This window comes from Paenibacillus sp. JCM 10914, from assembly GCF_001315105.1.
Classification (GTDB): Bacteria; Bacillota; Bacilli; order Paenibacillales; family Paenibacillaceae; genus Paenibacillus_AQ.
Genome location: NZ_BAZR01000012.1, coordinates 21,378 through 47,647 on the forward strand (window position 1 = coordinate 21,378; position 26,270 = coordinate 47,647).

33 protein-coding genes and 1 pseudogene are annotated in these 26,270 nt (G+C 49.5%); 31 read left to right on the top strand and 3 right to left on the bottom strand.

Annotated features, from left to right (window positions below):
* The first annotated feature begins 21 nt into the window (after positions 1–21).
* The 27 genes from JCM10914_RS14840 (at position 22) to JCM10914_RS14950 (ending at position 20,099) form a co-directional block, all read left to right on the top strand.
* Positions 22–282 carry a hypothetical protein gene (locus JCM10914_RS14840; protein ID WP_023962288.1) on the top strand — a complete coding sequence of 87 codons (261 nt, stop codon included), beginning with the start codon at positions 22–24 and terminating at the stop codon, positions 280–282.
* A 32-nt stretch (positions 283–314) separates the two neighbouring features.
* Positions 315–641: a hypothetical protein gene (locus JCM10914_RS14845; RefSeq protein ID WP_052019812.1), complete on the top strand. Its 327-nt coding sequence runs from the start codon at positions 315–317 to the stop codon at positions 639–641.
* Complete coding sequence (locus JCM10914_RS14850) at positions 628–2,499, top strand: glycosyl hydrolase family 28-related protein (RefSeq protein WP_023962290.1); 1,872 nt, start codon at positions 628–630, stop codon at positions 2,497–2,499. The genes JCM10914_RS14845 and JCM10914_RS14850 overlap by 14 nt, the downstream gene beginning before the upstream one ends.
* 19 nt (positions 2,500–2,518) lie before the next feature.
* Positions 2,519–2,950, top strand: a complete 432-nt coding sequence (locus JCM10914_RS14855; RefSeq protein ID WP_036718383.1) for a DUF6838 family protein — start codon at positions 2,519–2,521, stop codon at positions 2,948–2,950.
* Entirely contained in the window at positions 2,947–3,120 is a 174-nt protein-coding gene (locus JCM10914_RS29270; protein WP_023962294.1) for a hypothetical protein, read from the top strand. Before JCM10914_RS14855 ends, JCM10914_RS29270 begins: the two co-directional genes overlap by 4 nt.
* Positions 3,121–4,440, top strand: coding sequence for a phage tail sheath family protein (locus JCM10914_RS14860; protein ID WP_023962295.1), 1,320 nt, complete (start codon positions 3,121–3,123; stop codon positions 4,438–4,440).
* 1 nt (position 4,441) lies between these two features.
* Positions 4,442–4,900, top strand: coding sequence for a phage tail tube protein (locus JCM10914_RS14865; RefSeq protein ID WP_023962298.1), 459 nt, complete (start codon positions 4,442–4,444; stop codon positions 4,898–4,900).
* Between the two features lie 30 nt (positions 4,901–4,930).
* Positions 4,931–5,353, top strand: coding sequence for a hypothetical protein (locus JCM10914_RS14870; protein ID WP_023962300.1), 423 nt, complete (start codon positions 4,931–4,933; stop codon positions 5,351–5,353).
* A gap of 192 nt (positions 5,354–5,545) precedes the next feature.
* Complete coding sequence (locus JCM10914_RS14875; protein WP_023962302.1) at positions 5,546–7,264, top strand: hypothetical protein; 1,719 nt, start codon at positions 5,546–5,548, stop codon at positions 7,262–7,264.
* Between the two features lies 1 nt (position 7,265).
* Positions 7,266–7,967: a LysM peptidoglycan-binding domain-containing protein gene (locus JCM10914_RS14880; protein WP_023962304.1), complete on the top strand. Its 702-nt coding sequence runs from the start codon at positions 7,266–7,268 to the stop codon at positions 7,965–7,967.
* Between the two features lie 12 nt (positions 7,968–7,979).
* The gene (locus JCM10914_RS14885) at positions 7,980–8,945 is read left to right on the top strand and encodes a hypothetical protein (protein ID WP_023962306.1); all 966 of its coding nucleotides are present in this window, start codon (positions 7,980–7,982) and stop codon (positions 8,943–8,945) included.
* Positions 8,946–8,953: 8 nt separating this feature from the next.
* On the top strand, positions 8,954–9,271 hold the full coding sequence (locus tag JCM10914_RS14890; RefSeq protein ID WP_023962308.1) for a DUF2577 domain-containing protein: 318 nt from the start codon (positions 8,954–8,956) through the stop codon (positions 9,269–9,271).
* A complete protein-coding gene (locus JCM10914_RS14895) occupies positions 9,246–9,659 on the top strand; it encodes a DUF2634 domain-containing protein (protein WP_023962310.1) in 414 nt (137 codons plus the stop codon). The genes JCM10914_RS14890 and JCM10914_RS14895 overlap by 26 nt, the downstream gene beginning before the upstream one ends.
* Positions 9,652–10,710 (top strand): baseplate J/gp47 family protein, encoded by a 1,059-nt coding sequence (locus JCM10914_RS14900; protein WP_023962312.1) that lies wholly within the window; start codon positions 9,652–9,654, stop codon positions 10,708–10,710. Before JCM10914_RS14895 ends, JCM10914_RS14900 begins: the two co-directional genes overlap by 8 nt.
* A complete protein-coding gene (locus JCM10914_RS14905; protein WP_023962314.1) occupies positions 10,707–11,258 on the top strand; it encodes a putative phage tail protein in 552 nt (183 codons plus the stop codon). The genes JCM10914_RS14900 and JCM10914_RS14905 overlap by 4 nt, the downstream gene beginning before the upstream one ends.
* A gap of 2 nt (positions 11,259–11,260) precedes the next feature.
* Positions 11,261–12,430 (top strand): phage tail protein, encoded by a 1,170-nt coding sequence (locus tag JCM10914_RS14910; RefSeq protein WP_023962316.1) that lies wholly within the window; start codon positions 11,261–11,263, stop codon positions 12,428–12,430.
* 246 nt (positions 12,431–12,676) lie between these two features.
* Complete coding sequence (locus tag JCM10914_RS14915; RefSeq protein ID WP_023962318.1) at positions 12,677–13,111, top strand: hypothetical protein; 435 nt, start codon at positions 12,677–12,679, stop codon at positions 13,109–13,111.
* Between the two features lie 17 nt (positions 13,112–13,128).
* The gene (locus JCM10914_RS31870) at positions 13,129–13,212 is read left to right on the top strand and encodes a hypothetical protein (RefSeq protein WP_370570257.1); all 84 of its coding nucleotides are present in this window, start codon (positions 13,129–13,131) and stop codon (positions 13,210–13,212) included.
* Between the two features lie 56 nt (positions 13,213–13,268).
* Positions 13,269–13,418, top strand: a complete 150-nt coding sequence (locus JCM10914_RS28895; protein ID WP_156332322.1) for a hypothetical protein — start codon at positions 13,269–13,271, stop codon at positions 13,416–13,418.
* Positions 13,419–13,488: 70 nt separating this feature from the next.
* Positions 13,489–14,331, top strand: coding sequence for a hypothetical protein (locus JCM10914_RS14920; RefSeq protein ID WP_023962320.1), 843 nt, complete (start codon positions 13,489–13,491; stop codon positions 14,329–14,331).
* 27 nt (positions 14,332–14,358) lie between these two features.
* A complete protein-coding gene (locus tag JCM10914_RS14925; RefSeq protein WP_023962322.1) occupies positions 14,359–14,784 on the top strand; it encodes a hypothetical protein in 426 nt (141 codons plus the stop codon).
* A gap of 46 nt (positions 14,785–14,830) precedes the next feature.
* On the top strand, positions 14,831–14,962 hold the full coding sequence (locus JCM10914_RS31405) for a hypothetical protein (RefSeq protein WP_269433891.1): 132 nt from the start codon (positions 14,831–14,833) through the stop codon (positions 14,960–14,962).
* An 82-nt stretch (positions 14,963–15,044) separates the two neighbouring features.
* A complete protein-coding gene (locus JCM10914_RS14930) occupies positions 15,045–15,497 on the top strand; it encodes a holin family protein (protein ID WP_023962324.1) in 453 nt (150 codons plus the stop codon).
* A complete protein-coding gene (locus JCM10914_RS14935; RefSeq protein WP_023962326.1) occupies positions 15,484–16,149 on the top strand; it encodes a glycoside hydrolase family 73 protein in 666 nt (221 codons plus the stop codon). Before JCM10914_RS14930 ends, JCM10914_RS14935 begins: the two co-directional genes overlap by 14 nt.
* Positions 16,150–16,655: 506 nt before the next feature.
* Entirely contained in the window at positions 16,656–18,071 is a 1,416-nt protein-coding gene (locus JCM10914_RS14940) for a deoxyguanosinetriphosphate triphosphohydrolase family protein (RefSeq protein ID WP_036718386.1), read from the top strand.
* Positions 18,072–18,092: 21 nt separating this feature from the next.
* Positions 18,093–19,079 (top strand): LLM class flavin-dependent oxidoreductase, encoded by a 987-nt coding sequence (locus JCM10914_RS14945; RefSeq protein ID WP_023962332.1) that lies wholly within the window; start codon positions 18,093–18,095, stop codon positions 19,077–19,079.
* Positions 19,080–19,097: 18 nt separating this feature from the next.
* Positions 19,098–20,099, top strand: a complete 1,002-nt coding sequence (locus JCM10914_RS14950) for an RsmD family RNA methyltransferase (protein WP_023962334.1) — start codon at positions 19,098–19,100, stop codon at positions 20,097–20,099.
* Positions 20,100–20,111: 12 nt separating this feature from the next.
* On the opposite strand, the gene JCM10914_RS14955 is transcribed toward JCM10914_RS14950, so the two are convergent.
* Both JCM10914_RS14955 and JCM10914_RS14960 read right to left on the bottom strand, forming a co-directional pair.
* Entirely contained in the window at positions 20,112–20,444 is a 333-nt protein-coding gene (locus JCM10914_RS14955) for an MGMT family protein (RefSeq protein WP_023962336.1), read from the bottom strand.
* 139 nt (positions 20,445–20,583) lie between these two features.
* On the bottom strand, positions 20,584–21,537 hold the full coding sequence (locus tag JCM10914_RS14960; protein ID WP_023962338.1) for a D-2-hydroxyacid dehydrogenase: 954 nt from the start codon (positions 21,535–21,537) through the stop codon (positions 20,584–20,586).
* A gap of 263 nt (positions 21,538–21,800) precedes the next feature.
* On the opposite strand from JCM10914_RS14960, the gene thpR reads away from it, so the two are divergent.
* The 3 genes and pseudogenes from thpR to JCM10914_RS14975 all read left to right on the top strand — a co-directional run bounded on the left by thpR (position 21,801) and on the right by JCM10914_RS14975 (position 24,071).
* Positions 21,801–22,340 carry an RNA 2',3'-cyclic phosphodiesterase gene (gene thpR / locus JCM10914_RS14965; RefSeq protein ID WP_231638660.1) on the top strand — a complete coding sequence of 180 codons (540 nt, stop codon included), beginning with the start codon at positions 21,801–21,803 and terminating at the stop codon, positions 22,338–22,340.
* Between the two features lie 107 nt (positions 22,341–22,447).
* Positions 22,448–23,345 (top strand): annotated as a pseudogene (locus tag JCM10914_RS31875) (cell wall hydrolase).
* Between the two features lie 42 nt (positions 23,346–23,387).
* Positions 23,388–24,071 carry a metal-dependent hydrolase gene (locus tag JCM10914_RS14975; RefSeq protein ID WP_023962346.1) on the top strand — a complete coding sequence of 228 codons (684 nt, stop codon included), beginning with the start codon at positions 23,388–23,390 and terminating at the stop codon, positions 24,069–24,071.
* A gap of 78 nt (positions 24,072–24,149) precedes the next feature.
* On the opposite strand, the gene JCM10914_RS14980 is transcribed toward JCM10914_RS14975, so the two are convergent.
* Positions 24,150–25,325 carry a glycosyltransferase gene (locus JCM10914_RS14980; RefSeq protein ID WP_023962348.1) on the bottom strand — a complete coding sequence of 392 codons (1,176 nt, stop codon included), beginning with the start codon at positions 25,323–25,325 and terminating at the stop codon, positions 24,150–24,152.
* Between the two features lie 244 nt (positions 25,326–25,569).
* Here JCM10914_RS14980 and JCM10914_RS14985 point away from each other — a divergent pair, with 244 nt between their 5' ends.
* The gene (locus JCM10914_RS14985; RefSeq protein ID WP_023962350.1) at positions 25,570–26,151 is read left to right on the top strand and encodes a TetR/AcrR family transcriptional regulator; all 582 of its coding nucleotides are present in this window, start codon (positions 25,570–25,572) and stop codon (positions 26,149–26,151) included.
* The last annotated feature ends 119 nt before the right edge of the window (positions 26,152–26,270 follow it).

Here is a 26,270-nt window from a genome sequence, read left to right on the forward strand (position 1 = left end):
CAAGGATGGGCTGGTTATGACATGAGGAGCACGCTGAAAGATGCCGTAATCGGCATCGTGCCCGCCTTAAGAGATCGAGTCTATGACATTCATCCGCCGGATGGTATCCAAGACGCATCGTATGCGGTCCTGACACTCGGAGAAGAGGTGTGGAAATCGGCTTGGGCAGGGTATCGACAAGTGATACGCCTGAAGCTGTACGGGGAGCGATCCTCGCTGGCTGCTGGAAAAATTGTTCGGGTGCTCTCAGATCATTTCAGTATGAAAGCTAAAATAAGCTAAAGTGAATAGGTTTAATTAAGGAGTGATATTCAATGGATCATTTGAATGGAATGTTTACCGGTCAATTTTCAGCAGAATTAAATGCGACAGGTTCTAGCTCCTTACATCATGGTTTAATTAACATTACGACAGCTGGATCTGTCGTTCAACTGCCTAGTATTTCATGTAGAGAAATAACAATAATTGCAAAAGAAAGCAATATAGGGATCATTTATGTGGGTGGACAAGGCTGTAGCGCTGTGTCATATGGTGCAAAGCTAAAAGGCGACAACTCAATTACGCTTCCAGTAAATAACGCAAATTTAATCTATCTAGATGCATCTGTAGATGGGGAGGGTATATCTTATGTCGCGCTATAATCCGATTCCAGATATCAGTCTTTTGGCAGATCGTTTTCGTCTAGTTGAAAATCGTGTGAATGTTCTAGCTTTAGGGGCGGATCCAATGGGCATAAAAGATTCGACAGATGCGCTGCAGGCGGCCCTGAATCTATGTAAACCGGGTAAATTCAACACTGTTTATGTACCAATCGGTAAGTATAAGATTACTCGCACGTTGAAACTACCTTTTCAGCAACGGCCGAATACTTATCATACCGAAGGATTTGGGTTTAAGCTCGTTGGAGACGGAATATATGATACCGGGTTTATTTACGATGGCATCGGTTACATTTTTGAGTCCGATCATGATATGACGGAAGCCTGCTTGTTTCAAGATTTTTATATGAATCACAGAAATGGCAGTGGCATCCATCTTATTCAGGGTGCCCACCAAATGTTCGAACGAGTAAGTTCAACTGCAGTTGGACACGGAAAATATGGTGTCTACATTCAGGGATTGGTTGGTGAGCCCACTCCAGAGAGACCCAATCGGGAAACTGCCGGATATGGCTCGTATATGGTTTCTTTTCGAAACTGCAGATTTTGGCAAGAACATGGGGGGTATAAGGGCACTGGAGTCAGGGTGGAAGATTCCGTACTTTGCACGGAATTCCGAAATTGTTTCTTTTCAAGATCGTTAGCTAATTTTCCACATCTTGAGTTGGTTCGATGCGATACTGTGACCGTGGATAATTGCGCATTCGAACGTTCGGAGCAAGAGGGTATCCCTGAAGCTGATCCTGCAAACGGTAGAACAGAAGAAATGGTAGCGGCCGAGTCGCGTGCGGCGAATGCGCTGATGACCGAACCTTTAATCAAGTTGGATGCATGCCATTCGGTTAAACTTCTTAATTGTCATGCTGAATGGACGTTCGAGGCTTTTGTGGGAATTTACGGCCATACTTCCGGGGTAATCATCGACGGGGGAAAACTAGCACATTACGCAATCGATACCTATAATCCAAATAAGGGTTACCTTGTCGTGGTCGATGATAACTCCGTACATTCTCGTGATATATACATTACAAGAAACACGTATCGAACGCAGGTAGATCATGAAGGGTCAACGGTCGGGCCGGAGTGGATTGATAATGTGGGTTGTGTCTCCATTCAAAATCATTATGATTATACCCCGTACTCGAATGCAAATGACCAGCATGAGCGCCGAAGTGTTCCGAGAATCGGATCGGCAGGTGCGAATATTCTAAAAAACCCGTCTCTATTTGCTGTCGGACAGGGTTCACAGCCTCAAGATATAGATTTGGTTGAAGGTGAATGGACCTGGAGACAGCTGGATTATAAGTCGGGCATAAATGTCAAACAATCGAAAGCAGACGGTTCTAAATGCAGATTCCGAATGAAAACCGTGGAAAGCATGGATAAGTGGGATTTCTATACTTTCGTTTTCATTGGACGCAACCGTTCGGGGGTATCTAATCAGATATGGATCGATATTGGCGGAGATACCAATGATTTTGTGGTGAGAACACCAAGCGGAGATCAGCAATTTACTCAAACCCAAACCTTTAAGGCAAAACAAACGGAAATTGTAGATATCGTAGTTTATCAGGCGATTGATATCGATATCTTGGCGATGTATGTAGTACCTGGATTGGCTACGGAACTGCCTTATGGCTCTGAAGTGTTAGCAGCCTCCAAAATGGAAGTGGTGGGGTTACAGGCTTCGGGCGTTCAGTTAATAGCACAGCCATCACTTCCTCCGGCTTCTTGGGAAACTAGAGGAATGATTGTTAGGCAAGACGGTAATGGCGAAGAGGACAAGATATTCATTTGCAAGCGATTAAGCGATGGTTCTTTTACATGGCGTGAAATATAAGTTGAAAGGAGGCCCACCCATGCCCACCCACCCAACACGCACCGCCCTGGTAACCAAACTCACAACTTGGTTCCCAGACATCCCACTCATTTTCCGAGAGGACGGTACACAATCACCCCAATCCCCATACTTCCGGACAGAGCTGGCGCTTGCCGAGCTCGTTCCTCTCTCGAAGAGCCGCTATGCGGCTCGTTTTCATTTCCGGATCTTTTACGTCACGGGGCCAGGCATGCAGCCAGTGTCCGCGATCATGGACCAGATGCTGGAGACCCTGACTTCCCTCGAAGTCAACGACAGGTTGTGCCGAGCTTCGTCCGTGGCGTGGCAACGACCGGAAGCGGAGTCGGAGGAAGGATTTTTTCGCGCAGAGTACGCCATTCAGTTGACAACCGATCAGGTCGAAACAGGAACCAAGATGCAAACATTGAAACAGGGAGGCGGATTGAAATGAGTAAAAAAGAGACAGCACCTGCATTTAACAAGCACCAACTGGCACAGTCCCATCAATTCAGTAATCGCGAGAAGGATGTGCTGAGCGCCATTCTTGAAGAGGGCAAGACATACACGATCCAGCAAGCGAAAGAGCAGATTACGACATTTTTGAAAAAGGAGGTCATTTAAATGGCCGGAGGAACATGGACAACCCCTAACAAAGTAAGACCAGGCGTATACACGCAAATCTCATCACAGGAGCGGCCGCTCGGACGTCTAGGTGAAAGGGGGATCGCGGCGCTGGGTTTGTCCCTGCCATGGGGGGAGCCTCATAAGATCCAGACGATCCAACCAGGAACCAACTTGGTCGAAGTGCTGGGATATGATATCACAGCTCCGCAGCTGCTCACCGTCAAAGAAGTGCTCAAACGAGCAGGCACGCTTCTGTTGTACCGCTTGAACAGCGGTGTGCAGGCAGCGGGTTCCGTTGCTGGACTTCAAGTAACCGCACGCTATGGCGGTGAACGCGGCAACGACATCCAGATCGTCATTGAGAAAGCCGTGGATGATCCCGGCAAGTTCGTGGTCAGCACCTTGCTTAGCGGCAAAGCCGTAGACAAGCAGCTTGTAGCTAGTGCAGCAGAATTGCAACCAAACCTGTACGTAACCTTCGCACCGGATTCCGGTGATCTCACGGCAACGGCTGGCTTTGCTCTGACGGATGGCGCGAACGGCACGGTGACGAATCAGGAACATGTGGATTTCCTTGCCGCGCTTGAGGTCCAAGACTTCCAGACCGTCGGCCTGTTGTCTGCTGACCCAACGCTTAAGTCCCTGTACACCGCTTTCGTCAAGCGTCTGCGTGAACAGGAAGGCAAGAAGATTCAAGCCGTGTTGCCTGACTACCCTGCGGCAGATTATGAAGGCATTATTAGCGTGAAAAATGGCGTTATTCTCACCGATGGCACAGTTGTGGATAAAACAAAAGCAGTTGCTTGGGTCACAGGTGCTACAGCAGCGGCAGCGGTCAACGAATCCTTGACGTATGCAGCTTACGACGAAGCGGTGGATACCGATGTTCGCCTGAGCCATACGGAGATTGAAGCAGCGCTCGTGAAGGGCGAATTCTTGTTCAGCTACAGCGGCGGCAAAGCCGTGGTCGAGCAGGATATTAACAGCTTTACTTCGATTGAGCCGGCGAAACAGCGCCATTTTTCCAAAAACCGTGTAGTCCGCGTGCTGGATGGCATTGCGAATGATCTGAAATTGATTTTTGAAAAATCCTATATTGGAAAAGTAGACAACAACGTGGATGGTCGAACGCTATTCTGGGCGGAATGTGCTGCGTATTTTGCTTCCTTGCAGAATATGGGGGCGATTCAGAATTTCAATGCAAACGAGGATATTGTGGTGACACCGGGCAATGAGGGCGATGTGCTATTCGTAGACATCAAAGTTCAACCCGTGGATGCCATTGAAAAAGTATACATGAAAGTGAAGGTGGTCTAAGATGGCATTTTTGCGGGCAAACGATACGATTTCTGGACAAGAGGGCAAGGCATTCGTCAAGATCGGCGAGCGTATGGAGGAGATGTTCTACATTAAAACGTTGGAAGCCACGGTGGAAAAAGAGAAAGCCGAGCTGAAAACGATGGGCCAGCGCGCCGTGCAGCACAAAGCCATTGGCTGGAAAGGCAGTGGCACGATGACGATCTATTACGTGACCTCGCTCTTCCGCGAGTTGATGTTGGAGTACATTCAGACCGGCAAAGACGCCTACTTCATGATCGAAGTGCGTAATGAGGATCCGGGTTCGTCGACGGGACGTCAGACGGTGATTCTGGAAGGGGTCAACCTGGATAGTGTGATCATGGCTTCCCTCGATACCGAAGCGGAGGCGCTGGAGGAAGAAGTGGCGTTCACGTTTGAAAATGTGCGGATCGAGACGCCGTTTAATCCATTGGTCTAATACTTTTAACAAGTTGGAGGATGAAGGAATATGAGCGATTTTAGTATGTTTTTTGCTGGACAATCATCTGCGGAGATCACGGAGGAATTCGTGGTCTCTGTTCGTTTTAAGGACGCTGAAGGGAGCCCAGTACCTTGGAAGCTGCGCAGTATCACAGAGGAAGAGAATCAGGAGTGTCGCAAAGCGGCGACGCGCAAGGTCAAAGGCAAGAACGGTGTCTTCACACCCGAAATCGATCCGAATGACTACATGGCGAAGCTGATGATTTCCAGCGTCATCTATCCGGATTTGAAGAACAGTGATCTGCAAAAATCCTACAACGTGCTCGGTGCCGAATCCCTGCTGCGCAAAATGCTGCTGCCCGGCGAATTCGCCGCGCTCGGCGAGCGGGTGCAGGCTCTCAACGGCTTTGACCGCGATATGAACGATCTGGTGGACGACGTAAAAAACTAATCCATGAGGCGACGGTGACGCGAACTATGCGTACTACGCCCTCCACGAACTGCATATTCTTCCTCACCAACTCATGCGATGACGGTCCGGGAACGGGCCGCCATCTATGCCATGATTTCAATCCGAGTGGAGAAGGAGAAGCGCGAGCGTGTGCGGAGGAAGAGATAAGTTGTAGAAGAAGGGGGTGAAGGAATGGCGAGTGTGAAGGATGCATTGTCACAGATGCAAAAAATGACTCAGGTGGCATTCAAGGAGATGGAAGCTATCGTCAAACTTACGGTAGTTCCGGCTGCAAAAGGGCAATTATTTCAGGACACATTCGAGATCAAGATCGGTAACCCGAATGTAGGTGCTGCGATGTTTCAGACGTTCAGAGAAGAGGCGTTGAGAGCCGGAGCAGATGTTAGTCAATCTCTTGAAAATGCACTCTCTTTGATGAAAGTAACCCAAAACTCGGATCAGATATCACAGCTGAACAGCTTCGCAGACCGCATGAGTGTGCTGACGTCAGGCAAAAGTTCGACAGATGCTACTTCTGCCATCATGAGCGCTATGGAAGGGGATACTTCGGCATTGGTGAAGGAATTTCATATCCCAGAATCCAACATTCAAGCATTTAATCAAGAACTTGTGGCATCCAAGGGGAATTTTGCTGATTTTCTGAATTCTATGGACAGCTTATTACAAAAATCAGGCATGACCCAGGAAGCCATGGATTCGATGCTGGATTCACCCGTAAACAAATGGCAGAAGATCATGGGTTATATGGAGGACTCTTATAGTCAGATGGGGGCAGGGGCATTGGCGGCCCTTATACCCGTGTTGGATATGCTAATCAACGCATTCGAATCGGGATCGTTTCAACCTTTTATTGATGCATTAACGATCGGCTTGTCGGTTCTGGCCCAAGCCTTTACGTGGATTGCTGAACTGGTGCCACCTGCTTGGGAATTGATAAAGGTTGCGGTATCTGGTGTGGGGACGGCGATTTGGAACATTATGAATATCTTTATGGGATTCTTGCCTATCATCGTATTTGCAGCTGTCCTCTTAGGGATGCTTAATATTGGTTTTATTACCGGCAAATTGGTCGCCTTAGGGTATGCAACAGCACAATGGATGGCAGCCATGAAAACAAACATCTTAACAGCCGCAACGAATCTTCAGGCTGGAGCCATGAGAATCTTGAATATGGTGATGAGAGCCAATCCGATCATGCTAGTGGTTTCTGCAGTCATCGCTATTATCGCAGCCTTTGCAGCTTGGCAAGCGAGGACGATGGGCTTGAAACAGATATTTAGCAACGTATTTGGTTTCATTGTCGATCTAGCTCAGGGTACAGCTAACGCTGTTATTTCAGTCATCAATGGCATTATTAAGGGGGTCAATGCGGTAGCAGGTTTCTTTGGCAAGATTCTTGGCGTAGATACCAAGCAGATGGCAGAGATCGAATATAAAGCAGATTTTACGGATTTCAAGAACAAAGGAAAGGACTTTATCGAAGACTTTTCCATGGACAAGTTTAAAAGTCAGTTTCTTCCCGAAGCCGATAAGAACGCCAACGAAGACTTGTTAAAAGATTGGAATATCGGCAAAACCGGCCTCGACGTCTCCTATCCGAAATCCGGCCCAATTCCGCCAACCGCTCCGATTCCCGTCACGCCTGCGGGCGGCAAGATCGATTCCATTGGCAAGGTGGACAGCTCCGTGGATGTGGCGAGCGAGGATTTAAAGGTGATGCGGGATTTGGCAGAGGTGCAAGCGATCAGTAATATGATCACCCTGACGCCGACGGTACAGATGACGACAGGGGATATTAACTCTGGGGCCGATCTGGATACGATCATGTCGAGAATTAACCGGACGCTGGAGGAGCAGTTTGTGTCGAGTGCCGAGGGGGTGTATTTGTAGCATGAGCGACTATGGCTTATTCCTGAGCTTCAATAATCAAGAGGAGGTTTTTCGATTTCCGGTCAATCCAGAGCGGATTGATGTTAAGGATAGCGGTGAGGGAAAATCCTATACGGTAGCGGGACTTGGCGAGATTAATGCCATTCTGGCACCGAAACTGACGGAAATATCATTTGAAAGCTTTTTTCCAGGTCGGGTTTATCCATTCGTACATCTGGGGTCTGACGGGGAATTGATGCTGCCGATGGATTACGTCAACACCATTAAGGGTTGGATGGAGACTCGCAGACCGGTGCGTTTTGTGATGACAGGGCTTGTCCCTGATCCGCTGAGCGGTAAGGAGAATATGAAGTCTTTTGGTATTAACATGGCGGCCTCGATTGAAAGCTTCAACTGGAATACGATGTCAGGATCACCGGAGGATGTGGAGTTCTCCATTACGCTCAAGCGCTATGTGTTCTACGGAGCACGGAAAGTGGTTCCGGTCAAAGACAAGCCGGCAGCCGTCGTGAAGACTAAAGACCGGCCGGATGATCGGAAGAAGCCGACTTCCTATACCGTGGCTAAAGGCGACACGTTGTGGGGCATCGCCCAGAAGCTCCTCGGCAGCGGTTCGCGCCATGCAGAGATTCAAAAACTAAATGGAATCAAGGACCATGAAGTTAGGAAGCTAACCATCGGCCGAGTTCTCAAGATTCCCTAAGGAGGTGGCTGCATGATCGAACTAATGATCGACCGCAAGAATGGGAGTGTGTGGGATCTGGGTCAGATCGTCACTGATATTACGTGGACCACCAGCCGTCAGGCGAAGCCAGCGAGTCTGGATATCAACTATGTGAACGACGGACTTGCGCAGAGCAAGGCATTCGCAGTGGAGAATGGCGATATTGTGCGTTTTCGCAAGGATGACCAGAATCTGTTTTACGGCTATGTTTTCTCCAAAGAATGGGGGATGGACGGCCAAGTGAAGCTCATGGCGTATGACCAACTGCGCTATTTGTCCAGCAACGAAACCTACCGGTTCACGAATACTAAGGTGGAGGACATCATACGCAAGATTGCGAAGGATTTCAATTTGAAGACAGGGACGCTGGCCAATACGGGGCATACGATCCCTGCCATGCTGGAAGCAGACAAAAAACTGATCGATATCATCTGCAAAGCGCTGGATTCCACGCTAATCGCAACCAAGCAGTATTATATGTTTTATGACAAGTTCGGTGAACTGACGTTGACCAATATGAATGATATGCTGCTGATGCTTGCTGTGGGAGAAGACAGCCTAATGACGGATTTTTCATATAAAAAAAGCATCGACAACGATACGTACAACCGCATTAAAGTTGTGCGCGACAATAAGCAGACGGGGAAGCGGGACGTGTATATGTATCAGCATGGGCAGAACATCGCGCAGTGGGGCTTGCTTCAACTGTATGAGGTCGCAGATGAGAACATGAACCCGGCTCAATTGAAGCAGCTTGCCCAGAACTTATTGGAGTTGAAGAATAAGGAACAGCAGACGCTCTCGATCGAGGCGATCGGTGATCTGCGCGTCCGTGCGGGACATACGATCTACGTCAACCTGCCCGAAGAAGGCTTGAAGCCATATCTGATCGATGAGTGCAAGCATAAGTTCGGAGGCGGAACGCATACGATGTCGCTGAATATGAAGGTGGTGTAAGCAAATAGATGCTGGATATTATCAAAAAAGCTAGTCTCAGCGCCGTGGGAAGTACCAACCCGGTGGCGGTGCAGTATGGCACAGTCACATCGGTTCATCCTCTGGAGGTAAACGTGGATCAGCGTTTTAGCCTGACGGAGGATTTTTTGGTTGTGGGGGAATCGATGACGGAATACAAGCTCACAATCAGCGGTGAAGAGTATATCATTCGCAAAGGACTTGCGATCGGAGATACTGTGCTGCTCATTCGTTACCAGGGTGGACAGACGTACCTTGTGCTGGATCGGTTGGTGAAGCATCATGATTCCGCAGGGAGGAACGATTGAGCCAGAGCGTGAGATGGTCGAGACATTGGAGCAGCCTAGCTTGACGTATCGTTTGGATCTGGAGAAGGGGACGATATCCGGTCACATCGACGGTCTTGAAGCGGTGAAGCAGGCGGTTGTCAAAATACTTCAAACTCGCCGTTTTGCGCATTTGATCTACAGTAGCAACTATGGCCAGGAACTGGACTCCGTCATCGGGCGCGACCCGCTATGGGCGTATGCTGAGATCGAGCGGCACATTAAGGAAGCACTGCTACAGGATGACCGGATTATGTCGGTGGATGAGATGAACATTACCTTTTCGGGTGAGCAGGCCATGGCCGAATTCACAGTCCGAAGTATGTATGGCGCTTTTCATATGGCGAAGGAGGTGAGGAAGGATGGTTGAGGAACAGACGTATGAAGCGATTCTCGAGCGAATGCTGGATCGAATACCAGATGGCATGGACAAACGAGAGGGCAGTATCATTTATGATGCGTTGGCACCTGCGGCTGCGGAGTTGGCTCAGATTTATGTGGAGCTGCAATTAAATGCAAATCAACGTTTCCCGGATACCGCATCAGGCGAGTATCTTGACCGGGCGATTGCCTGGGCAGATGTGAAACGGAAGCAGGCCAGTAAAGCGCAGCTAAGAGGTGTGTTTTACAACGCCTCCAATGAATTGATGGATGTCCCAATCGGTAGTCGCTTTTCCCTAGGAGAACTTAACTATGTTGCAACAGATCGCTTGACTCTCGGAAACTTCCGTGTGGATTGTGAAATGGCTGGTGCAGAAGGGAATCGGTATTTCGGTCCACTGCTGCCCATTAACTATATACCGGGTCTTGGACGTGGAGAGCTGACCGAGCTGTTGACTCCTGGTGAGGATACAGAAGAGGACCCTGTTCTGTATGAAAGGTATCAAGAAAAGGTATCTCGGCCCATCACGTCAGGCAATCGATATCAATATGAGTTATGGGCAAGGGAAATTACAGGCGTAGGTCGGGCGAGAGCGTTCCCGGAGTGGGATGGTCCAGGGACGGTGAAAGTGGTGTTGTTGGATAATGACATGCGTTCCCCGTTACAGACGGTTGTGGAAGCAGCTCAAGCATACATCGATCCGACACAGGATGGCATGGGGGAAGGTACGGCGCCTATCGGCTCCGTGACGACCGTGGTGGGCGCTATGGAGATCCCGATTGATATCTCAGTCAAGGTGACGCTGGCTACAGGAGCCACGTTGCAAGACGTGCAGGAGCAGTTGGAGTTGGGAGCTGCGGAGTACTTCCGAGACTTGGCCTTCACGGATCCGCTGGTGCGGTACACGCGCATTCAGGGCATTATCCTCGGGATCCCACCGGTGATCGATTACTCGGATCTACTGGTAATTGGTGAGGCTAAGAATATTGAGATTGGCATGGATGGCGTCGCGGTGCTTGGGGCGGTGACAGTGACATGAGTGAGCTTCTAAAGGAATATCTGCCCGACTACTATGACGGTGTACTAGAGATGGAGGAACTACTAAGTTCAGAAGGTGTTGAAGTCGAAAAGTTGATGGGGAGGATTGAGGAATTACTAATGCAGTCCTATCCTGATTTGGCTACATGGACCCTCAACAGGTATGAAAAAGATCTACACATTACACCTGAAGCCGGGAAGCCCATTGAGCAACGGCGGTCCGTCATCATCTCCAAGATGCGCGGCAATGGAAAGGTATCCGGCAACTTATTGAAAAGCGTAGCGCAAGCATATGACGGCGGGCAAGTGAATGTCTCAGTCGAGCCAGCACGATACCGAATTATCATCACCTTTATTGATACCCTAGGTGTTCCCGTTAACATTGATGATCTGAAGAAAGCTTTAGATGATATCAAACCAGCACATCTGTCATTGGTTTATGACTTTAGATTTCTACTCATTCGAGACATCAATAATGTGATGACATTCAATCAACTGAAAGAATTACCTTTTAGTATGTTGGCATTCAGAAGAACGGGAGGATTGTAACCATGCCAAAACAAACACCGAATTTGAATTTATTCAAAGTCGATGGAGACACAGACGGCAATGATACGTTTAACGTTGATGTCGTACTTAACGACAACTGGGATAAGCTTGATGAAGTTATAGGAGAAGTAAGAGAAGAATTAGAAAACGTAGTCGTGGATATCCCTCTCGCATCTTTGACGAAGGCGGGTATCGTCCAGCTCTCCAGTGCAACGGATAGCTCAGCCGAGGACAAAGCTGCGACACCAAAAGCAATCAAAGACGCCGCCCTGCAATCTAAATCTTACACGGATCAGCAAATCAACCTGGTCACTGAGACAGGCATCCCCAAACTAGTCAGCTACCCGCTGAAGATCATAGCTACTAGCGACAATCAAACGGTATTTGAGATTCCGCTTGATTTATTCGATGTTAATACGGATACATTGCTGGTTTCGATTAACCGGGCGGTTCTGGACCCGACCCAATACACGGTGACCAATACTATCCGAAGCGGAGACGGTGAAGTTACGCAACGAGCGAAGATCACTCTTCTTTCCGGCGTGTCCTCAACGTCTGAGGTGACGATGGTCGTTCTTAAAAATGTTCCACTCGGCGAAGGGGGCGCAATCAATGGTGCAGTGCTGGCGGTGGATAGCGTACCTATTAATCGAGTTAATGGATTGCAAGGTCAGATTGACGAGGCTTTTCAAGCTGGCAATGAGCGGAAAGCGGAAGTGGTTGCCGCGCTTGTTGCCATCGGAGTACCGGCATCCACAAGCGAGACATGGGCGCAGATCATACCTAAGATATCGGCGGTGATCCGGGCCACAGGTAATGCGACGGCGGCAGACGTACTAGCAGGGAAGACATTTAGTAATGCTACCGGAAATAACCTGATAGGATCTATACCGAACCGAGGTGTAGGTGGCACCATAACGCCTGGAACAACCAATCAGACCAAAGAAGCCGGTTATTATTCATCGGCGCTTACAGTTCTTGGTGATCCAGACTTAGTGGCAGCGAATATCCGTGAAGGGATGGAAATATTCGGTGTAATAGGCGCATTGAAACCTGAACTTTACGCCACTGGAATTACACAGTCAGCCATGACATCCGCCGAGTTTATAACTGCTCGAGGAGTACCTTCTTCTTATCCCCATTACCCAGTACAAGTGTCAGCTGAGTTTTAAGCCGAAAATTCTTGCGCTATTTAGCCCAGATAGAACAAATATTAATCAAATAACAAACTTGATAGTATATTTAGGACCTCTCGGATACACGTTTGACGGTTGGGAAATGTACGACATGTCAGACACAGGTTCGAATTATAGAGTGGATGGGACGGCATCTTATATCACAGAAACAGGGTTTAGATTAGCAGCACAGTACAACACGACGTATGTATGGCATGCATTTGCATAGAGGGGGTGTTATTTTTGAAGATCGGATCAAGGATTTATTACGAGAAAGTCACGGGTAATTTAATTCAAGTGGTTGGAGAAAGATCCGTAGGCGTAGAAACTACAATTGAACAGGATTTAGAATCATACCTTAGCTTGTCTGATCGAAATCCTGATAGTGTTGGTATGATTCAACTAGAGTATGGCCAGTATCGAGATGATTACGTATCAGGCGGCGTAATTTATGGCGTGGACTTAGATCGGCTGGTTCCCTTGTTTCAGTATCCAGATGAATTGGAGCCTGAAGAGCCTAGACAGCCATTGTCTGAAGAGGTGGAACATTTAAAACAACGTCTAGCAGATTCTGAGTCACGCAACGATCAATTAGCCGAGGAAAGCACAATTAATCAAATTGCCCTCATGGAACTGCATATAATGATCCTCGGTCTGACAGGAGGCGAACCAAAATGATTGGTGTATACGTTAAGATGATACAGAAAGGCATAATCGCTATTGAAGATGTGCCGGAATCAAGTAGGGAGGACGTACGTCATGCCTTGGATCAAGCATAAAGCTCGCCTGTATGCTTATAGTCTGGTCGGTAGCTCTCCTCAAAGGGGGTGAGACTATGCTGGCTGTATACGTGATGATGATCCACAAAGGCGTGATTACGATTAATGATGTACCATCAGCAAGCCGCGATAAGGTACGCGAGAGGCGTTGGAGATCGGTGGTATGGATAGCAACGGAAATATTATATAAACGGCACGCTGTATAAGAGCGTGTCTTCTTTATGCCCCTGGATGGCCCAGGGGTATATAACGCCATAAACAAGGAGATGAACAACAATGGCAAAAGGTATTACATTACAGGAGCTGGATGCATCGACAATTAAAAGTCTTGTACCTCACCTTGGCACGACCACTAATAGTGGAGACAACTATAGCATAACAACCAATGCGTCAATCGGTGTAAATCAAAAATTCACAATTACATTTAACGCGGCAAGTGCTACTTCTCCGACACTCAAAATCAATAACGGTACAGCTACTCCTATTAAAAAGGCAAACGGAAGTAATGCCAAACTATACGCCAGTGTCTATACGCTGTTTTGGGATGGATCGGCTTTTATCTTACTGGGTGAAGGGGGGAGTGGAAACGTACATCCTGATCAGGTTGAGGCGGGCTTTACTTTTACTAATGACACTGGTGAATTTACAGGAACACTTAGTAAGCAGCCTTTCGTGAACGCTATCAATTCAAAAGGTGTTACAGCATCTATGGCCGATCCATTTAATACATTGGCTGCTAAAATTGATCAGATCAGCACGGGGTTAAAACGAGCATCCGGGAATGGAGCTGCATCCGTCGTGGAAATAGCCAATTTAGACTTTGAGCCATTAATAATCATCATTAGGTGTAATGGTAGTTTTTATTACAATGATGGCCATCAGGGGAACGAGAACAGATCAGCCCAAATAGGTGGGGCAATGTATTTTGTAAAAGGGGAAAGTAACTATAATATCTCAGCTATAGTCACTACGGGACGCGACGGATCAACCAGTATAGAAATCAACCCAACAGTATCATGGTATCTGAACGGATTTAAAATAAATGTTCAAACACGGACATCATCATCTACTAATAATATATCCGCATCAATAGGAAAATGGGATGCAATCGGAATATAACATGATTATTTTAGGGGCGGCGATAGAATGAATGAGCTCGGAAGAAAATTATACTATCAACCATCCACAGGGAACGTAGTCTTTACCCGTGGGGAAATGACTGGACATGTGATCGAATCGACAAAAGAACAAGATTTCGCGTCCTATTCAAAACTGGCAGATTATAATCCCAACACCATCGGTGTTGTGCAACTTGAGCACGGCCAATATGCCGAAGAATTTGCTGCATGTAACGGTTATCGCGTAAACCCGGGTACAGGAGAGATTCAGTTTTTGTATCCAGATCTAAATGACCCGGAGGAACCGCCTACATTTCGAAAACCGTTGTCAATAGAAGTCGACGAACTCAGACAAGAAAACATCTTATTGAAAGTCCAAAATGCCGCATTATCCGAGAGGGCCGATTTTGTCGAGGACGTAATCGCCGAGATGGTAAAACAGGTTTACCAGTGATACGCCGTTTCCTTTACTGGATACTCTGGAAAGGAGGTGGAGCGATATGATGGCGATGTTTTTTGCTCACCGTGTGATTTTGGACAAAACCAAGTTTAGCGAGGTCCCAACAAGCTTGCAGCCGGGTGTACGCAATATCCTGATTGACAGTGGACTGGAGTTTTTTATCCAAGAATAGTGTTATCTGCAGCGCCGCAAGGCGTTTTTATATTGCCCCCGGCCCTCGCCGGGGGCTTCTTACCCCTAAAGGAGGAATCATCATGTATGAGCACATCGGTCAACTGGTTAAGATGCTGGTGGCGGGGACGGGGGCCGTGACAGGGTACTTCTGGGGTGGCTGGTCGCTGCCGCTGCATCTGTTGTTGTGGTTCGTGATGATTGATTGGCTGACGGGTTGGGGCGCGGCTTGGATGAATGGCGAGCTGCGCAGCCGGATCGGTTATGAGGGCATTGCCCGCAAGATCACGATCTTTGTCATTATCGCTCTCGTGCATCTCGTTGATCGGGTGCTGGGGGAAATGAATTATTTTCAGAATACGGTAATCTTCTTCTACCTCGCCAATGAGCTCCTGTCTATTATCGAGAATGTCGGGCGAATGGGGGTTCCAATTCCGCAGTCCTTGCGTAATGTGGTACAGGTCTTCCGGATCAAATCCGAAGAAGGGGAAGAGAATCCCGCACGAAAGGAGGAGAAAAAAGATGAAGCCTCTTGAGTTTATCGCCCGGCTCGCGCCGATTGCCGTAGCGGACATGCGCCAGTATGGCGTTCCGGCTTCGCTCACGTTGGCCCAGGCGATTTTGGAGTCGAGTTGGGGCACGAGCGGTCTGGTTCAGCAAGCGAACAATCTCTTTGGCATCAAAGGAACGGGACCCGCGGGCAGCGTGACGATGAAGACCACGGAATACCGGGGGCAGACCCCTTATACGACCAATGCCCAGTTTCGAAAATATAACAGCTGGAACGAATCGGTTGCCGACCACACTCGGCTGATCCTGAACGGGACGAGGGATAAACCGCAGCGCTACCACGGTGTGTTATGGGCTGACTATAAGACAGCCGCAACGGAAATATGGAGAGGTGGCTACGCTACCGACCCTAATTATCCGCAGAAGCTGATCTCCATTATCGAGCAGTACGCGCTTCAGCAATATGATGTGAATCCAGAGGAGGAGGAACGGATGAAGATCGAAGAGTTGACGGCCGCCTTGTCGCAGACGCAAGAGCAGGTGAATCAATTGAGTGCTACGGTGGCCCAGTTGAATAAACGGCTGCAGGAAGTGGAGACGGGACGGTTCGCGCTGGAGAAAGTACCCACATGCAGATACAGCGATTCGAGCAGCACAGCGGGCGAAAGTGCTCAATGATCCATCTGGCAGCTATGATTTCTACCGCATCATGACCATCTTGCATCGGCGTGGCATATTTAATGGCAATAACCAGTAAAGAGTGGGGCGGGAAATGTCCGCCGAATCGAAAATCAAGGGCAGTCATGGAGAAAACATGGCTGTCTTTTCCTTTTTTTTAATATACATAGACACCGGTCGTTAACTATATTCTCCATTGAAAAACCCGAACCCGCCGAATGAGACGGGGCCGGGTATTTCCAGCACGTTTCCTTATGGATGCGTATGCGTAAGAGCAAAGAACGTAGCTTTCACATGATCGGTCTGTCCCGGGGTGGTATCGGTCTGGCGTGACCTTAGCCGTCTTGTGTTATTCATATAAGCATTTGTCGTATTTGCATCACCCCGGAAATGGATTTCTTGCGATTTTGCCCACTAGCGGATAGCGATCCTGCCGATCTGGTTATACAATGGAGGAATAGCAAAATGAATAGAGGATAAACAGATAGAGATAGGGGTGGGGAGAAATGACGCTGAATGAGCTTAGAGAGCATCGCCAATACCCGGAGCAGACGAAGACGGATGCGTCGCGCGCGGTGTATGAGCGGGATTATTCCCGGCTGATCCATTCGCCGACCTTCCGCCGACTGCAAGGGAAATCGCAAGTATTTGGCGCGGGGACCGGGGACTATTACCGGACGCGGCTTACGCATTCGCTGGAGGTTGCTCAGATCGCGCGGGAGGCTGCGCGGAGCTTGGCCCGCAGTTATCCTGAGGTGATGCCGGAGCTGGCGGAGAACGCCGGACTGATGATCGACCCGGAGGTGGTGGAGTGTGCGGCAATCGCGCATGATTTTGGGCATCCTCCATTCGGACACAAGGGCGAAGAAGTGCTGCAAGGCATACTGGGGAAGCTGATTGAACGCCGGACGCTGGAGAAGCTGACGGGTCGCACGGAGACCCCGACGCCTGAGCAAGCAGCCGAGGTGCAACTGGCGATGCGCCGTAAGTACGAGCATTTTGAAGGGAACGCGCATAATTTCCGGTTGATCATGTTCTTGGAGAAGCGGGAGAATGTGAACGGACTGAATCTGTCCGATGCGGTGCTGCTTGGCATCAACAAGTATCCGTTCTCCGGCCTGGATAATCCGAAAGGAATGTACCGGCATGAATGGGAGTACATCTCCCATATTCGCCAGACGTGGGAGATTCCCGGTACGGAGCGGACGCTTGAGGCGCAGCTGATGGATCTGTGCGATGACATCGCGTATTCCGCGCATGATCTGGAGGATGGCATCAAGGCCGGGAAGATTGAAGTACACGAGCATTTTCTGCGGGATAGTCACCTCAACAAGCTGATCGTGGAGAAGATTATGACGCTGGAGGACGAGGTGTGGAAGGGCTGGACCAGCGAATGCATTGGACCGAAGGTGGAATCGGTGCTGGATGAGTTCCTGAAGATCTGGAACGAGAAGATGCCGACCTGCGAGAACGATTATTCGAGAACCCGCCGGGAAGTCAAAGCTTACTGGGTCAGTTTATTTGTCGCTAGCTTGGGCGTTATCTCGACCGGGGATTGGAAAAAGGTGACGTTTGTCCGCGACGGCGCCGAAGACGAGGATATGCTGCGGACGGTCAGCGTCCTGAAAAGCTTCGCCTGGGTCACGATGATCCGCGACCTGCGGGTGCAGCGGCTGCAGAAGCGCAGCGAATGGATCATTAAGCGTCTGTGGGACGCTTTCCTTGATCCCGTAGCATCCACAGCGATCATTCCTTCGGATTGGCTGCAGCGTTACGAGGCCGACCAGAAGCGAATCCATCCGATCTGGACATGGGAGCACATGGTGATCGATTATATCGCGGGAATGACCGATGCTTTTGCCGAGAAGATCTATAACGAACTCTACGGATTGAAGGTAGGCTCGATCTACGATCTCGACTAAATGCTCAGGGGAGGAGTTAGGATGACAACATCGTTGAAGCTGGGCGTACTTGATCTCGTGCCGCGCTTGATGGATCATACCTTTGAAGAAGCACTCCAGCAGGCGGTGAGATTAGCGCAGCATGCCGAAAGCTGGGGCTACCAGCGATATTGGGCGGCAGAGCATCATGATCTGGAGCATCTCGCCTGCGCTTCCCCCGAGATTCTGCTATCCCACATTGGGGCGCGCACGAATACGATTCGGCTCGGTTCCGGCGCTGTGCTGCTGCCGCACTATAGTCCGCTCAAGGTGGCGGAGAATTTCCGAATGCTGGCTTCCCTCTATCCGGGAAGGATTGATCTCGGCATCGGAAGGGCACCGGGCGGCTCGGCGCATACGAGTATGGCGCTAAGCGGCAACTTCCTTGGACATGTGGCCGATATGCCGAACCGGGTCCAGGCCCTAACCGAGCTGCTGGCGGACGCGTACCGTTATGAGGATGTGCCGGTGAGAGCGAAGCCGGTTCCACAAGTAGCCCCGATGCTATGGATGCTGGGGACGAATTCGAAGAGTGCAGCCTTTGCGGCTGAGTTCGGGGCATGCTACGTCTTCGGTCAATTTATGAGCGAGGCAGACGGGACAAGCGTGCTGCGCTCCTACCGGGAAGGCTTCCAGCCTTCCGTCCATGTTCGGGAGCCGCATGCGATGGTAGCGGTCAGCGTGATCTGCGCCGAGACGGATGGGGAAGCATCCGAGCTTGCAAACCAGGCTGCATCCCATCGTCAGGAGCACAATGAGCCGCCGTCCTCGGCAGTGCATCAGCCACTAGAACAGGGTAGCAACGACAAGGGATCTTTTGCCCAAGGCCAGCTTATTGTGGGCACACCCTCATACGTCATTGAAGCTCTGCGCGATATGGAGCAAACGTATGGTTGTGATGAGTTCTTGATTACAACCCCGGTGAGAGACTACGAAGCACGGCTTGAATCTTTCCGGCTCCTGATGAATCAGGCAGCCGAGTATATATAATAGAAGAGATGATTTCTGATGAACCATGTCACCGATGAACGAGTTGATTTTGGCACTGCCGAACGAAGGGATAAATCCGGTTATGTGTACACCTACGCATGTCATGAGACGGAGCGGGAATTGTGCCTGCTGGAGCTGGGAGAGCTGTTCGGGCGCGAACCGGATGGGACGGATTGGCTGAGTAGCCGAACATGGGTGAATCCCGATCGCAGTCCGTTTATTACGGCATTTCTGGACGTGAGGATGACAGGCAGCTCAATCGAGGAATTGAGCAAGGCCGCAGCGGGAATCACTTTAGCCCCAAGCAGCGAAGAAACGACAGCTCCTACCTTTAAAGTGACCTGCCTGAAGGCGGGAGAGTCATACAGTTACGATGAGATGCGCGCATTTGAACGAATAGTGGGGCAGCAGATCAGGGGCAAGGCACAGATGAAGAATCCGGACATCACCTTTGGATTGATCTCCATCGAGGGGACTTGGCAGATGGGACTTCTACATGCGCCTGCCCGGGAATGGCTCAAACATAAGTGCAAGCCGCAGAATTACTCCACCGGCCTCAGTTCTAGGCTGGCCCGATCTCTGGTGAACATTGTCGCACCGAAGACGGAAGGGCGCACGATGATTGATCCGTGCTGCGGAATGGGAAATGTATTAATCGAGGCGTTATCCATGGGTATATCGATCGAGGGAAGGGATCTTAATCCGCTGGCGATTCGAGGGGCCAGGGTGAATCTCCAGCATTACGGTTATGATAACGGGATCGTCGCTGTTCAGGATATGAATGAGCTGCAAGGACATTATGATACGGCTATTCTGGATATGCCGTACAATGTCTGCTCGGTGTTGCCGGAGGATGAGAAGATCCAGATGCTCGGCAGTCTCCGCCATTTGGCGGACCGAGCTGTCATCGTAAGCTCGGAGTCGATACGGAGCCAGCTCGAAGAGACCGGATGGCATGTGCTTCGCCATGCCACGGCTAGTCGAGGCAGCTTTGTAAGGGATATCTGGTTATGTGAATAGCTCGTTCGCTCTTCAATCATCCATTCCCATGGAGTCGGCTGGATCATAAAGGTATTTGTTAAGGTTGATGATTCCCTGGCCGGACACGCCTACGCCTTCTCCTTGCAGATACAATTCCTGCATCAGCCGGGTTTCTTCGTCTTTGACGGCAATTTCGCCTTTGGCGTTGACAACCCGATGCCAGGGCAGCTTGTGCGCCTGACTCATGGAGTGCAGAATACGGACGACTTGACGCGCAGCGCGGGGACTACCTGCTACCCGGGCCACTTGCCCATACGTCATGACGTGACCTTCAGGTATGCTCCGGATGACTTCGATGACACGTTTCGTAAATGGCTGCAACATAGATACCTCCGATTTATCATTCATTCTCTAAACATATAACACAAGGACGCCCTGATCGCCACTCGGCTGCTCGGACGTCCTTTTTAGTATCTAGTCAACGGACCGGATTTGCGCATCTATGCACAGTGAACTACAAGACCTAGTATTCCTTGTTGTAGTCAATCACATTGCGCGGCAACGGATCGCCCTTGACGTAGGCGGCCAGGTTATCGAGGAAGATCTCCACCGTACGTTCCGCATAACGTTCGGTGTTGCCTGCGGTATGCGGAGTAATGATCACGTTGTGGAGGCCCCAGAGCGGATGGTCGCTAGGCAGCGGCTCTTCTTCGAACACATCGAGGCCGGCACCGGCCAGCTTGCCGGATGTCAGAGCTTCCAGTAGGTCATCGGTCACGACAGTGGGGCCTCTGCCAACATTAACAAAGAAAGCCGAGTCTTTCATGGCTGCAAAGCGGTCTTTATTGAACATGCCCTGCGTATCATCGGTGAGCGGCAGGATATTAACGATATAATCGCCTTCGGACAGCGCCTTGTCCAAGTCATCCACCTTATACATGACGTCAATATAAGGATCGGATTTGCCTGAATTGCGCACGCCTACCGTCCGCAGGCCGAAGGCTTGAGCAACTCTGGCGGTATGGCTGCCGATTTGGCCGACCCCGACGATGACGATCGTCTTGTCATGAAGCTCGCTGAATGTTCCTGCAGGGTCCCAGGATCTATCCGACTGCTGACGTACGGCAAGGTGAATGTTGCGGGCAAAGCCGAGGATCATGGCCAGAATATGCTCGGTGATCGGAATGCTATGTACGCCGCTGGCATTGGTCAGCTGGATGCCTTTCTCCTCGAATTCTTCGAGCGGCATTTTATCAACGCCAGCCGACCATGCCTGAATCCACTTCAGCTTGCTATCTGGCAATAGGACTTCATCCTGCATCCGGCGCGACCACCCGATCAGAATTTCGATCTCTTTTAATGAGGCAAGCTCCAAATCCTTGGCGTTGATGACTTCCAGTTCAAATCCTGGAGCGGTGTCCTTAATTCGTTGTTGTTGATCGGTTGTAAGCTCGTGAATGGCCAAGATTTTCGGCATGGTTATGACCTCCTGGGAAATGGAATAATGAATGATGGCAGAAGCGAAATCTCTTTTTGAACATATTATCAGAAATTGAAGTTTTGCGCATGGTTACCTATGTTACCTGCTGCCATAGCTAACTCGGTACGTGAATTATTTTGTGATTTGTGGTATAGTGTAGCTTCATTCTTCAACATCAGATCACCCGACGGCAGGTTAGCGCAAAATATGAGGAAGGGAAGTGTCCGGATGTACCTGGCAATAAGGGAGATTTGGAGCGCTTGTTCATCGCCGTAAGAGTGTCAGCTGAAGCTGCGTTAACACTGAACAGAAGGGCCACGGAGCTATCAGAACGTATGCCGTTCAAGAAGTGGGTCCATCCGCAGGATTATCATATTACCTTGCAGTTTCTCGGAGATACGCCAACTGGCCGTATTCCAGCGATCACGCAGGCACTTCAAGATGTGGCTAAGGGACGGCGTCCCTTTCAGCTTGAGACACAACAAGTCGGTGTATTTGGCTCAGCTACTTCTCCCCGTATATTATGGGCAGGAGTCGGTGGTGATCTGAACGCACTTGTTACATTACAACAGTCGGTAGTATCCGCTATGGCGCCTTTCGGGTTCGAACCGGAGGAACGACCTTATCGACCACATATTACTTTAGGCCGAAAATATCAGGGAACCGATCCATTCGTTATGGATATTGCAGGGAAAGATGTTGTGAATATCCAATGGAACGTCCATGCAATAGAACTATTACAAACCAATTTACACCAAACACCGATGTACGAAACTGTCGGTTTGGCGCGGTTTTTCTGATTTTTTATGAAAATGAAAATGATCGTTCATAAAATTACCATGTTTTCAAAGCCTAAAAATGTGGTTACATAGTGTGAGAATGTGCCGACATCATTAGGAGGAAAAAAATGGTTATGAAAGTGCTACGGCAAAATCGCTGGATTGTGCTTCTTTTGGGAGCGCTTTTAGTGAGCTTGTCTCTTATAAGTTTGCTGGGTATGCAGACGACCGCAACAGAAGGAGAAGAGCAGCAGGACATGCCGACGTATGTAATGGCTGCGATGTATCCGGAACGTGAAATCGGTCAGGCGGAATTAGAATCTAGCTATAGGCAAGACGGACAACCTGTCAATATGTTGACGACTATCGTTTACGATCCATGGAGCAAGCCAACCGATCATGTGGTGCTGAGCCCATTTTTGCAGGGAATGGCAGTCGCTGGTGACGAGCATGGTGAATCCGAGAAGGTCAAACAAGCAGATCAGGGCAAGGAAGAGAAATCAAAAGCCAAATCTGCGGACGGGAAACCGGCAACACAACAGGGGACTCAAGTCGTCAAATCTCAGGCTGAAAGCCTAAAACCCCCCCCAACTTTACTTCTTCACAAGAACAGATACGTTAACCCAGGATCAGAAGGATCAAGCCACCTGGACTTATGATTTGTCAGCTGAAGAGCTGCGACTGCTCGAAAGAATCGTTATGGCAGAAGCAGAGGGCGAACCGTACGAAGGCAAAGTGGCAGTTGCCAACGTTGTCTTAAACCGGCTACGGTCAGCTAATTTTCCCGATACCATTACCGATGTCATCTATCAAAAGCATCAATTTAGTCCTGTTGCCAACGGGCGTCTTAAACGCGTCACGGCAAATGAAGAGACGATCAAATCCGTCAATGCGGCACTTCATGGCCAGAAAGAGGTACCCGATGATACGTATTATTTTCTGTCCCTCAAGCTTGCACAGGATTTAACGGTGCATCGTTCCAAATCGTTAGTAAAGAAAATTGGCAACCACTCTTTTTACAAGTAACGCCTGAATGGGTAAACTAGTAAGTAGGAGGTGTGTTAACCAATGAAAATAACGTATTACGGCCATTCTAGCATCTTGGTGGAAGAGAACGGGACACGTGTCATTATCGATCCATTTCTATCCGGCAATCCAGGCTCAGGCATCAAGCCTGAAGACGTACAAGTAGATGCCGTGGTGCTGACCCACGGGCATTCCGATCATTATGGCGATTGTATCGAAATTGCGAAGCAGAATGATTGTCCGATTATTGCGGTCTATGAGCTAGCCGTATATTGTGCGAACCAGGGCGTGAAATCCCATGGCATGAATACCGGCGGCAGTGCCCAGTTCGACGGCTTTAAAGTGAAGTTTACCCCTGCACTCCATTCTTCATCCATCTCCGTGGGAGATAGCTGGGTGTATGCGGGGCCGGCTTGCGGCGTCTTGTTGACGATGGGTGATAGAACCCTTTACCATGCCGGCGATACGAGTTTATTCGGCGATATGCGCCTCATCGGCGAGATGAATCATATCGATGCTGCCGTGCTGCCGATTGGAGACATGCTCACCATGGGACCGGCAGACGCCTTGCTCGCTGCACAGTGGGTGCGAACCAAACATGTGATTCCGGTACACTATAATACCTTCCCGGCCATATCGCAGGATGCAGATGCGTTCTGCAGCGATCTTGCCAAGGCTGGCATAAAGGGACACCCGCTGAAGGCGGGAGAGAGTCTTCAGTTATAATTGATCATAGACGAAGAAGCTCCTCCGTCGTTGTGGCGGGGAAGCTTCTTTTTTGCGTTATAGATGCATGCGTGACGTTTAGGGTTGCAGTGCCGCGAGTGGTACGGGCTCTTCGTTATGCTCTTCGATGCGGTCTCTGTTTAACAGCCCCATGACCTGAAGAGCGCAATGATCAGGTTCAAGGTGGACTGAACGTCTTCTTGCCGCATGCTCGCGCTGATCCCGAACGATGTCATATTGATCTGAGAGCAGGTGCAGCCATTTGTCCATTACTTCGGTGGAGTCCAGTATCTCAGCATAACCTTCACTGACAAAAAAGTGCGAGTTCACTTCCTCCTGGCCGGGAATCGGCTCATAGAACAGCATGGGAATGCCTTTGGCCGCACCCTCCGCACAGGTCATCCCGCCTGGCTTCGTAATGAGCAGGTCGGAGACGTCCATCAGCTTATGTATATCATCGCGGTGCGAAAGCACGTGAATGTTCGGATGCTGGAAGTTCGAGTCCTCCCTCATATTGGACACGAGCTTATCATTCTGCCCCATGCAGAAGACGAGCTGAATATCATTCGCGCGGCTCGCAAGCTTGCTGAGCAGATGCTTGTTGAAGACGAGTCCCCATCCGCCCCCCATAATGAGTACGGTTGGCATAGAATGTAGCCTGAGCTCATACTGCAACTGCTCACGTTCTTCCGCGACCCAGAACTTCGGGTGAACGGGCATGCCGGTGACATGGATGTAGGATGAAGGGATGTCCTTTAGTATGAGCATTTGTTTGACGTGCGGTGTGGGCACCAGGTATTCATCGACCTCCGGATTGACCCAGGTACCGTGTGCGTCGTAATCGGTTATCATGGTATATAGTGGAATGTTCAGCCCCTGGCGTTTCAATCGGGAGACAACCGCATTCGGAAAAGGGTGGGTACATATAATCAGATCCGGCTGTAGCTGCTCGATCAGCTTTTTGGCCTGCGCATAGAATATGCGGTGCAGCGCCAGTCGCGTCAACCGGTTCAGGGATTTCTTATATTGCGAACGGTACAGCATACCGACGAGGCGCGGGCGAGTGCTGACTGTTTTGCGGTATGCGGACAGAATCAGAGGTCCAACCGTCGGGTTAAGCAGGTTGCCAAGCTCGATGACACGGCAATGGATGTCGGGATGCATCCGTTGTAGGCCTTCAGCCAGTGCATACGCTGCTTGCGTATGACCTGTACCGAACCCCTCGCTAAAGAGGAGCACGTTTGTATATCGCATGATATCACCTACTTCTTTCTCCCTCTATCTTACAAAACAGGAATCATTTTTTGAAGAGCAGTGCGAAAAAAAGAGCATGCCCTAATGTATACGCACAAATGGGAAAAGCATTTCAATTATTTTGTTGACTAAAAGGTATTGCGTTCATATGAATATTCTGATAAATTATAAATTGACCGAATGACTGAATATGTTTTTTAGTCATTCATGATTAACAACTGATAATGAATGAAGGAGGGATAGCATGCCGGCTGTGGACCGACGCAAGCAAATACTTGCGGCTGCATCCCAATCGTTTGCTTTATTCGGATATAAAGCGACTACGATGGATCAGGTAGCGAAGATCGCGAATGTGGGGAAAGGGACGATCTATACTTTTTTTACGAATAAGGAAGAGCTCTTCGACGAGATTCTGCTATCGGCCATTATGGAGATGAAGCATTTGGCTGAACGGGAGATTCGCAACGATCGAGATTTCTACGACAATCTGTATCGCGTACTAGATGCGCTACTGGAGTTCCGGAGCGAGCATGAGCTGTTTATTAAGCTGTCTCAGGAACTGCGGGATATTGGCACGCCGAAGGTGCATGAAGGATTGACGAAGGTAGAGAATGGCATCGTCTCTTATCTGAAGGGCATCGTAGAGCAGGCGATTGCGATCGGTGAGATTAAGCCGCTGGATGCGGAGGTTGTCTCTTATGTGATGCTGAAGCTGTACATTGCATTGACAACGGATTTCAATCAACTGCATGATCCGCTCGATAAGGAGCAGATCAAGGAATACATGATGGTATTTCTGGCTGACGGGTTGAAGAAGGGCGTATAATCATTAGAAGACGATGACAATTCGCTGTTTGTTCACGATGGTGACAAGGAAAGTCGGATGATCCACGGGCGGTCGACTTTCTTGTTGCGTTTTTTTTAACCTAAAATGACTAAATGAGA

Bases quoted from the DNA above. Each gene is read 5' to 3' on its own strand.
- JCM10914_RS14865 (WP_023962298.1), top strand. From the start codon at position 4,442: ATGGCATTTTTGCGGGCAAACGATACGATTTCTGGACAAGAGGGCAAG.
- JCM10914_RS14975 (WP_023962346.1), top strand. From the start codon at position 23,388: ATGAAAATAACGTATTACGGCCATTCTAGCATCTTGGTGGAAGAGAAC.
- JCM10914_RS31870 (WP_370570257.1), top strand. From the start codon at position 13,129: ATGATACAGAAAGGCATAATCGCTATTGAAGATGTGCCGGAATCAAGT.
- JCM10914_RS14875 (WP_023962302.1), top strand. From the start codon at position 5,546: ATGGCGAGTGTGAAGGATGCATTGTCACAGATGCAAAAAATGACTCAG.
- JCM10914_RS14885 (WP_023962306.1), top strand. From the start codon at position 7,980: ATGATCGAACTAATGATCGACCGCAAGAATGGGAGTGTGTGGGATCTG.
- JCM10914_RS14840 (WP_023962288.1), top strand. From the start codon at position 22: ATGAGGAGCACGCTGAAAGATGCCGTAATCGGCATCGTGCCCGCCTTA.
- JCM10914_RS14905 (WP_023962314.1), top strand. From the start codon at position 10,707: ATGAGTGAGCTTCTAAAGGAATATCTGCCCGACTACTATGACGGTGTA.
- JCM10914_RS14855 (WP_036718383.1), top strand. From the start codon at position 2,519: ATGCCCACCCACCCAACACGCACCGCCCTGGTAACCAAACTCACAACT.
- JCM10914_RS14930 (WP_023962324.1), top strand. From the start codon at position 15,045: ATGTATGAGCACATCGGTCAACTGGTTAAGATGCTGGTGGCGGGGACG.
- JCM10914_RS28895 (WP_156332322.1), top strand. From the start codon at position 13,269: ATGCTGGCTGTATACGTGATGATGATCCACAAAGGCGTGATTACGATT.
- JCM10914_RS14935 (WP_023962326.1), top strand. From the start codon at position 15,484: ATGAAGCCTCTTGAGTTTATCGCCCGGCTCGCGCCGATTGCCGTAGCG.
- JCM10914_RS14940 (WP_036718386.1), top strand. From the start codon at position 16,656: ATGACGCTGAATGAGCTTAGAGAGCATCGCCAATACCCGGAGCAGACG.
- JCM10914_RS14900 (WP_023962312.1), top strand. From the start codon at position 9,652: ATGGTTGAGGAACAGACGTATGAAGCGATTCTCGAGCGAATGCTGGAT.
- JCM10914_RS14880 (WP_023962304.1), top strand. From the start codon at position 7,266: ATGAGCGACTATGGCTTATTCCTGAGCTTCAATAATCAAGAGGAGGTT.
- JCM10914_RS14925 (WP_023962322.1), top strand. From the start codon at position 14,359: ATGAATGAGCTCGGAAGAAAATTATACTATCAACCATCCACAGGGAAC.
- JCM10914_RS31405 (WP_269433891.1), top strand. From the start codon at position 14,831: ATGATGGCGATGTTTTTTGCTCACCGTGTGATTTTGGACAAAACCAAG.
- JCM10914_RS29270 (WP_023962294.1), top strand. From the start codon at position 2,947: ATGAGTAAAAAAGAGACAGCACCTGCATTTAACAAGCACCAACTGGCA.
- JCM10914_RS14980 (WP_023962348.1), bottom strand. From the start codon at position 25,325: ATGCGATATACAAACGTGCTCCTCTTTAGCGAGGGGTTCGGTACAGGT.
- JCM10914_RS14945 (WP_023962332.1), top strand. From the start codon at position 18,093: ATGACAACATCGTTGAAGCTGGGCGTACTTGATCTCGTGCCGCGCTTG.
- JCM10914_RS14870 (WP_023962300.1), top strand. From the start codon at position 4,931: ATGAGCGATTTTAGTATGTTTTTTGCTGGACAATCATCTGCGGAGATC.
- JCM10914_RS14960 (WP_023962338.1), bottom strand. From the start codon at position 21,537: ATGCCGAAAATCTTGGCCATTCACGAGCTTACAACCGATCAACAACAA.
- JCM10914_RS14955 (WP_023962336.1), bottom strand. From the start codon at position 20,444: ATGTTGCAGCCATTTACGAAACGTGTCATCGAAGTCATCCGGAGCATA.
- JCM10914_RS14895 (WP_023962310.1), top strand. From the start codon at position 9,246: ATGATTCCGCAGGGAGGAACGATTGAGCCAGAGCGTGAGATGGTCGAG.
- JCM10914_RS14950 (WP_023962334.1), top strand. From the start codon at position 19,098: ATGAACCATGTCACCGATGAACGAGTTGATTTTGGCACTGCCGAACGA.
- JCM10914_RS14850 (WP_023962290.1), top strand. From the start codon at position 628: ATGTCGCGCTATAATCCGATTCCAGATATCAGTCTTTTGGCAGATCGT.
- JCM10914_RS14890 (WP_023962308.1), top strand. From the start codon at position 8,954: ATGCTGGATATTATCAAAAAAGCTAGTCTCAGCGCCGTGGGAAGTACC.
- JCM10914_RS14920 (WP_023962320.1), top strand. From the start codon at position 13,489: ATGGCAAAAGGTATTACATTACAGGAGCTGGATGCATCGACAATTAAA.
- JCM10914_RS14910 (WP_023962316.1), top strand. From the start codon at position 11,261: ATGCCAAAACAAACACCGAATTTGAATTTATTCAAAGTCGATGGAGAC.
- JCM10914_RS14985 (WP_023962350.1), top strand. From the start codon at position 25,570: ATGCCGGCTGTGGACCGACGCAAGCAAATACTTGCGGCTGCATCCCAA.
- JCM10914_RS14860 (WP_023962295.1), top strand. From the start codon at position 3,121: ATGGCCGGAGGAACATGGACAACCCCTAACAAAGTAAGACCAGGCGTA.
- JCM10914_RS14845 (WP_052019812.1), top strand. From the start codon at position 315: ATGGATCATTTGAATGGAATGTTTACCGGTCAATTTTCAGCAGAATTA.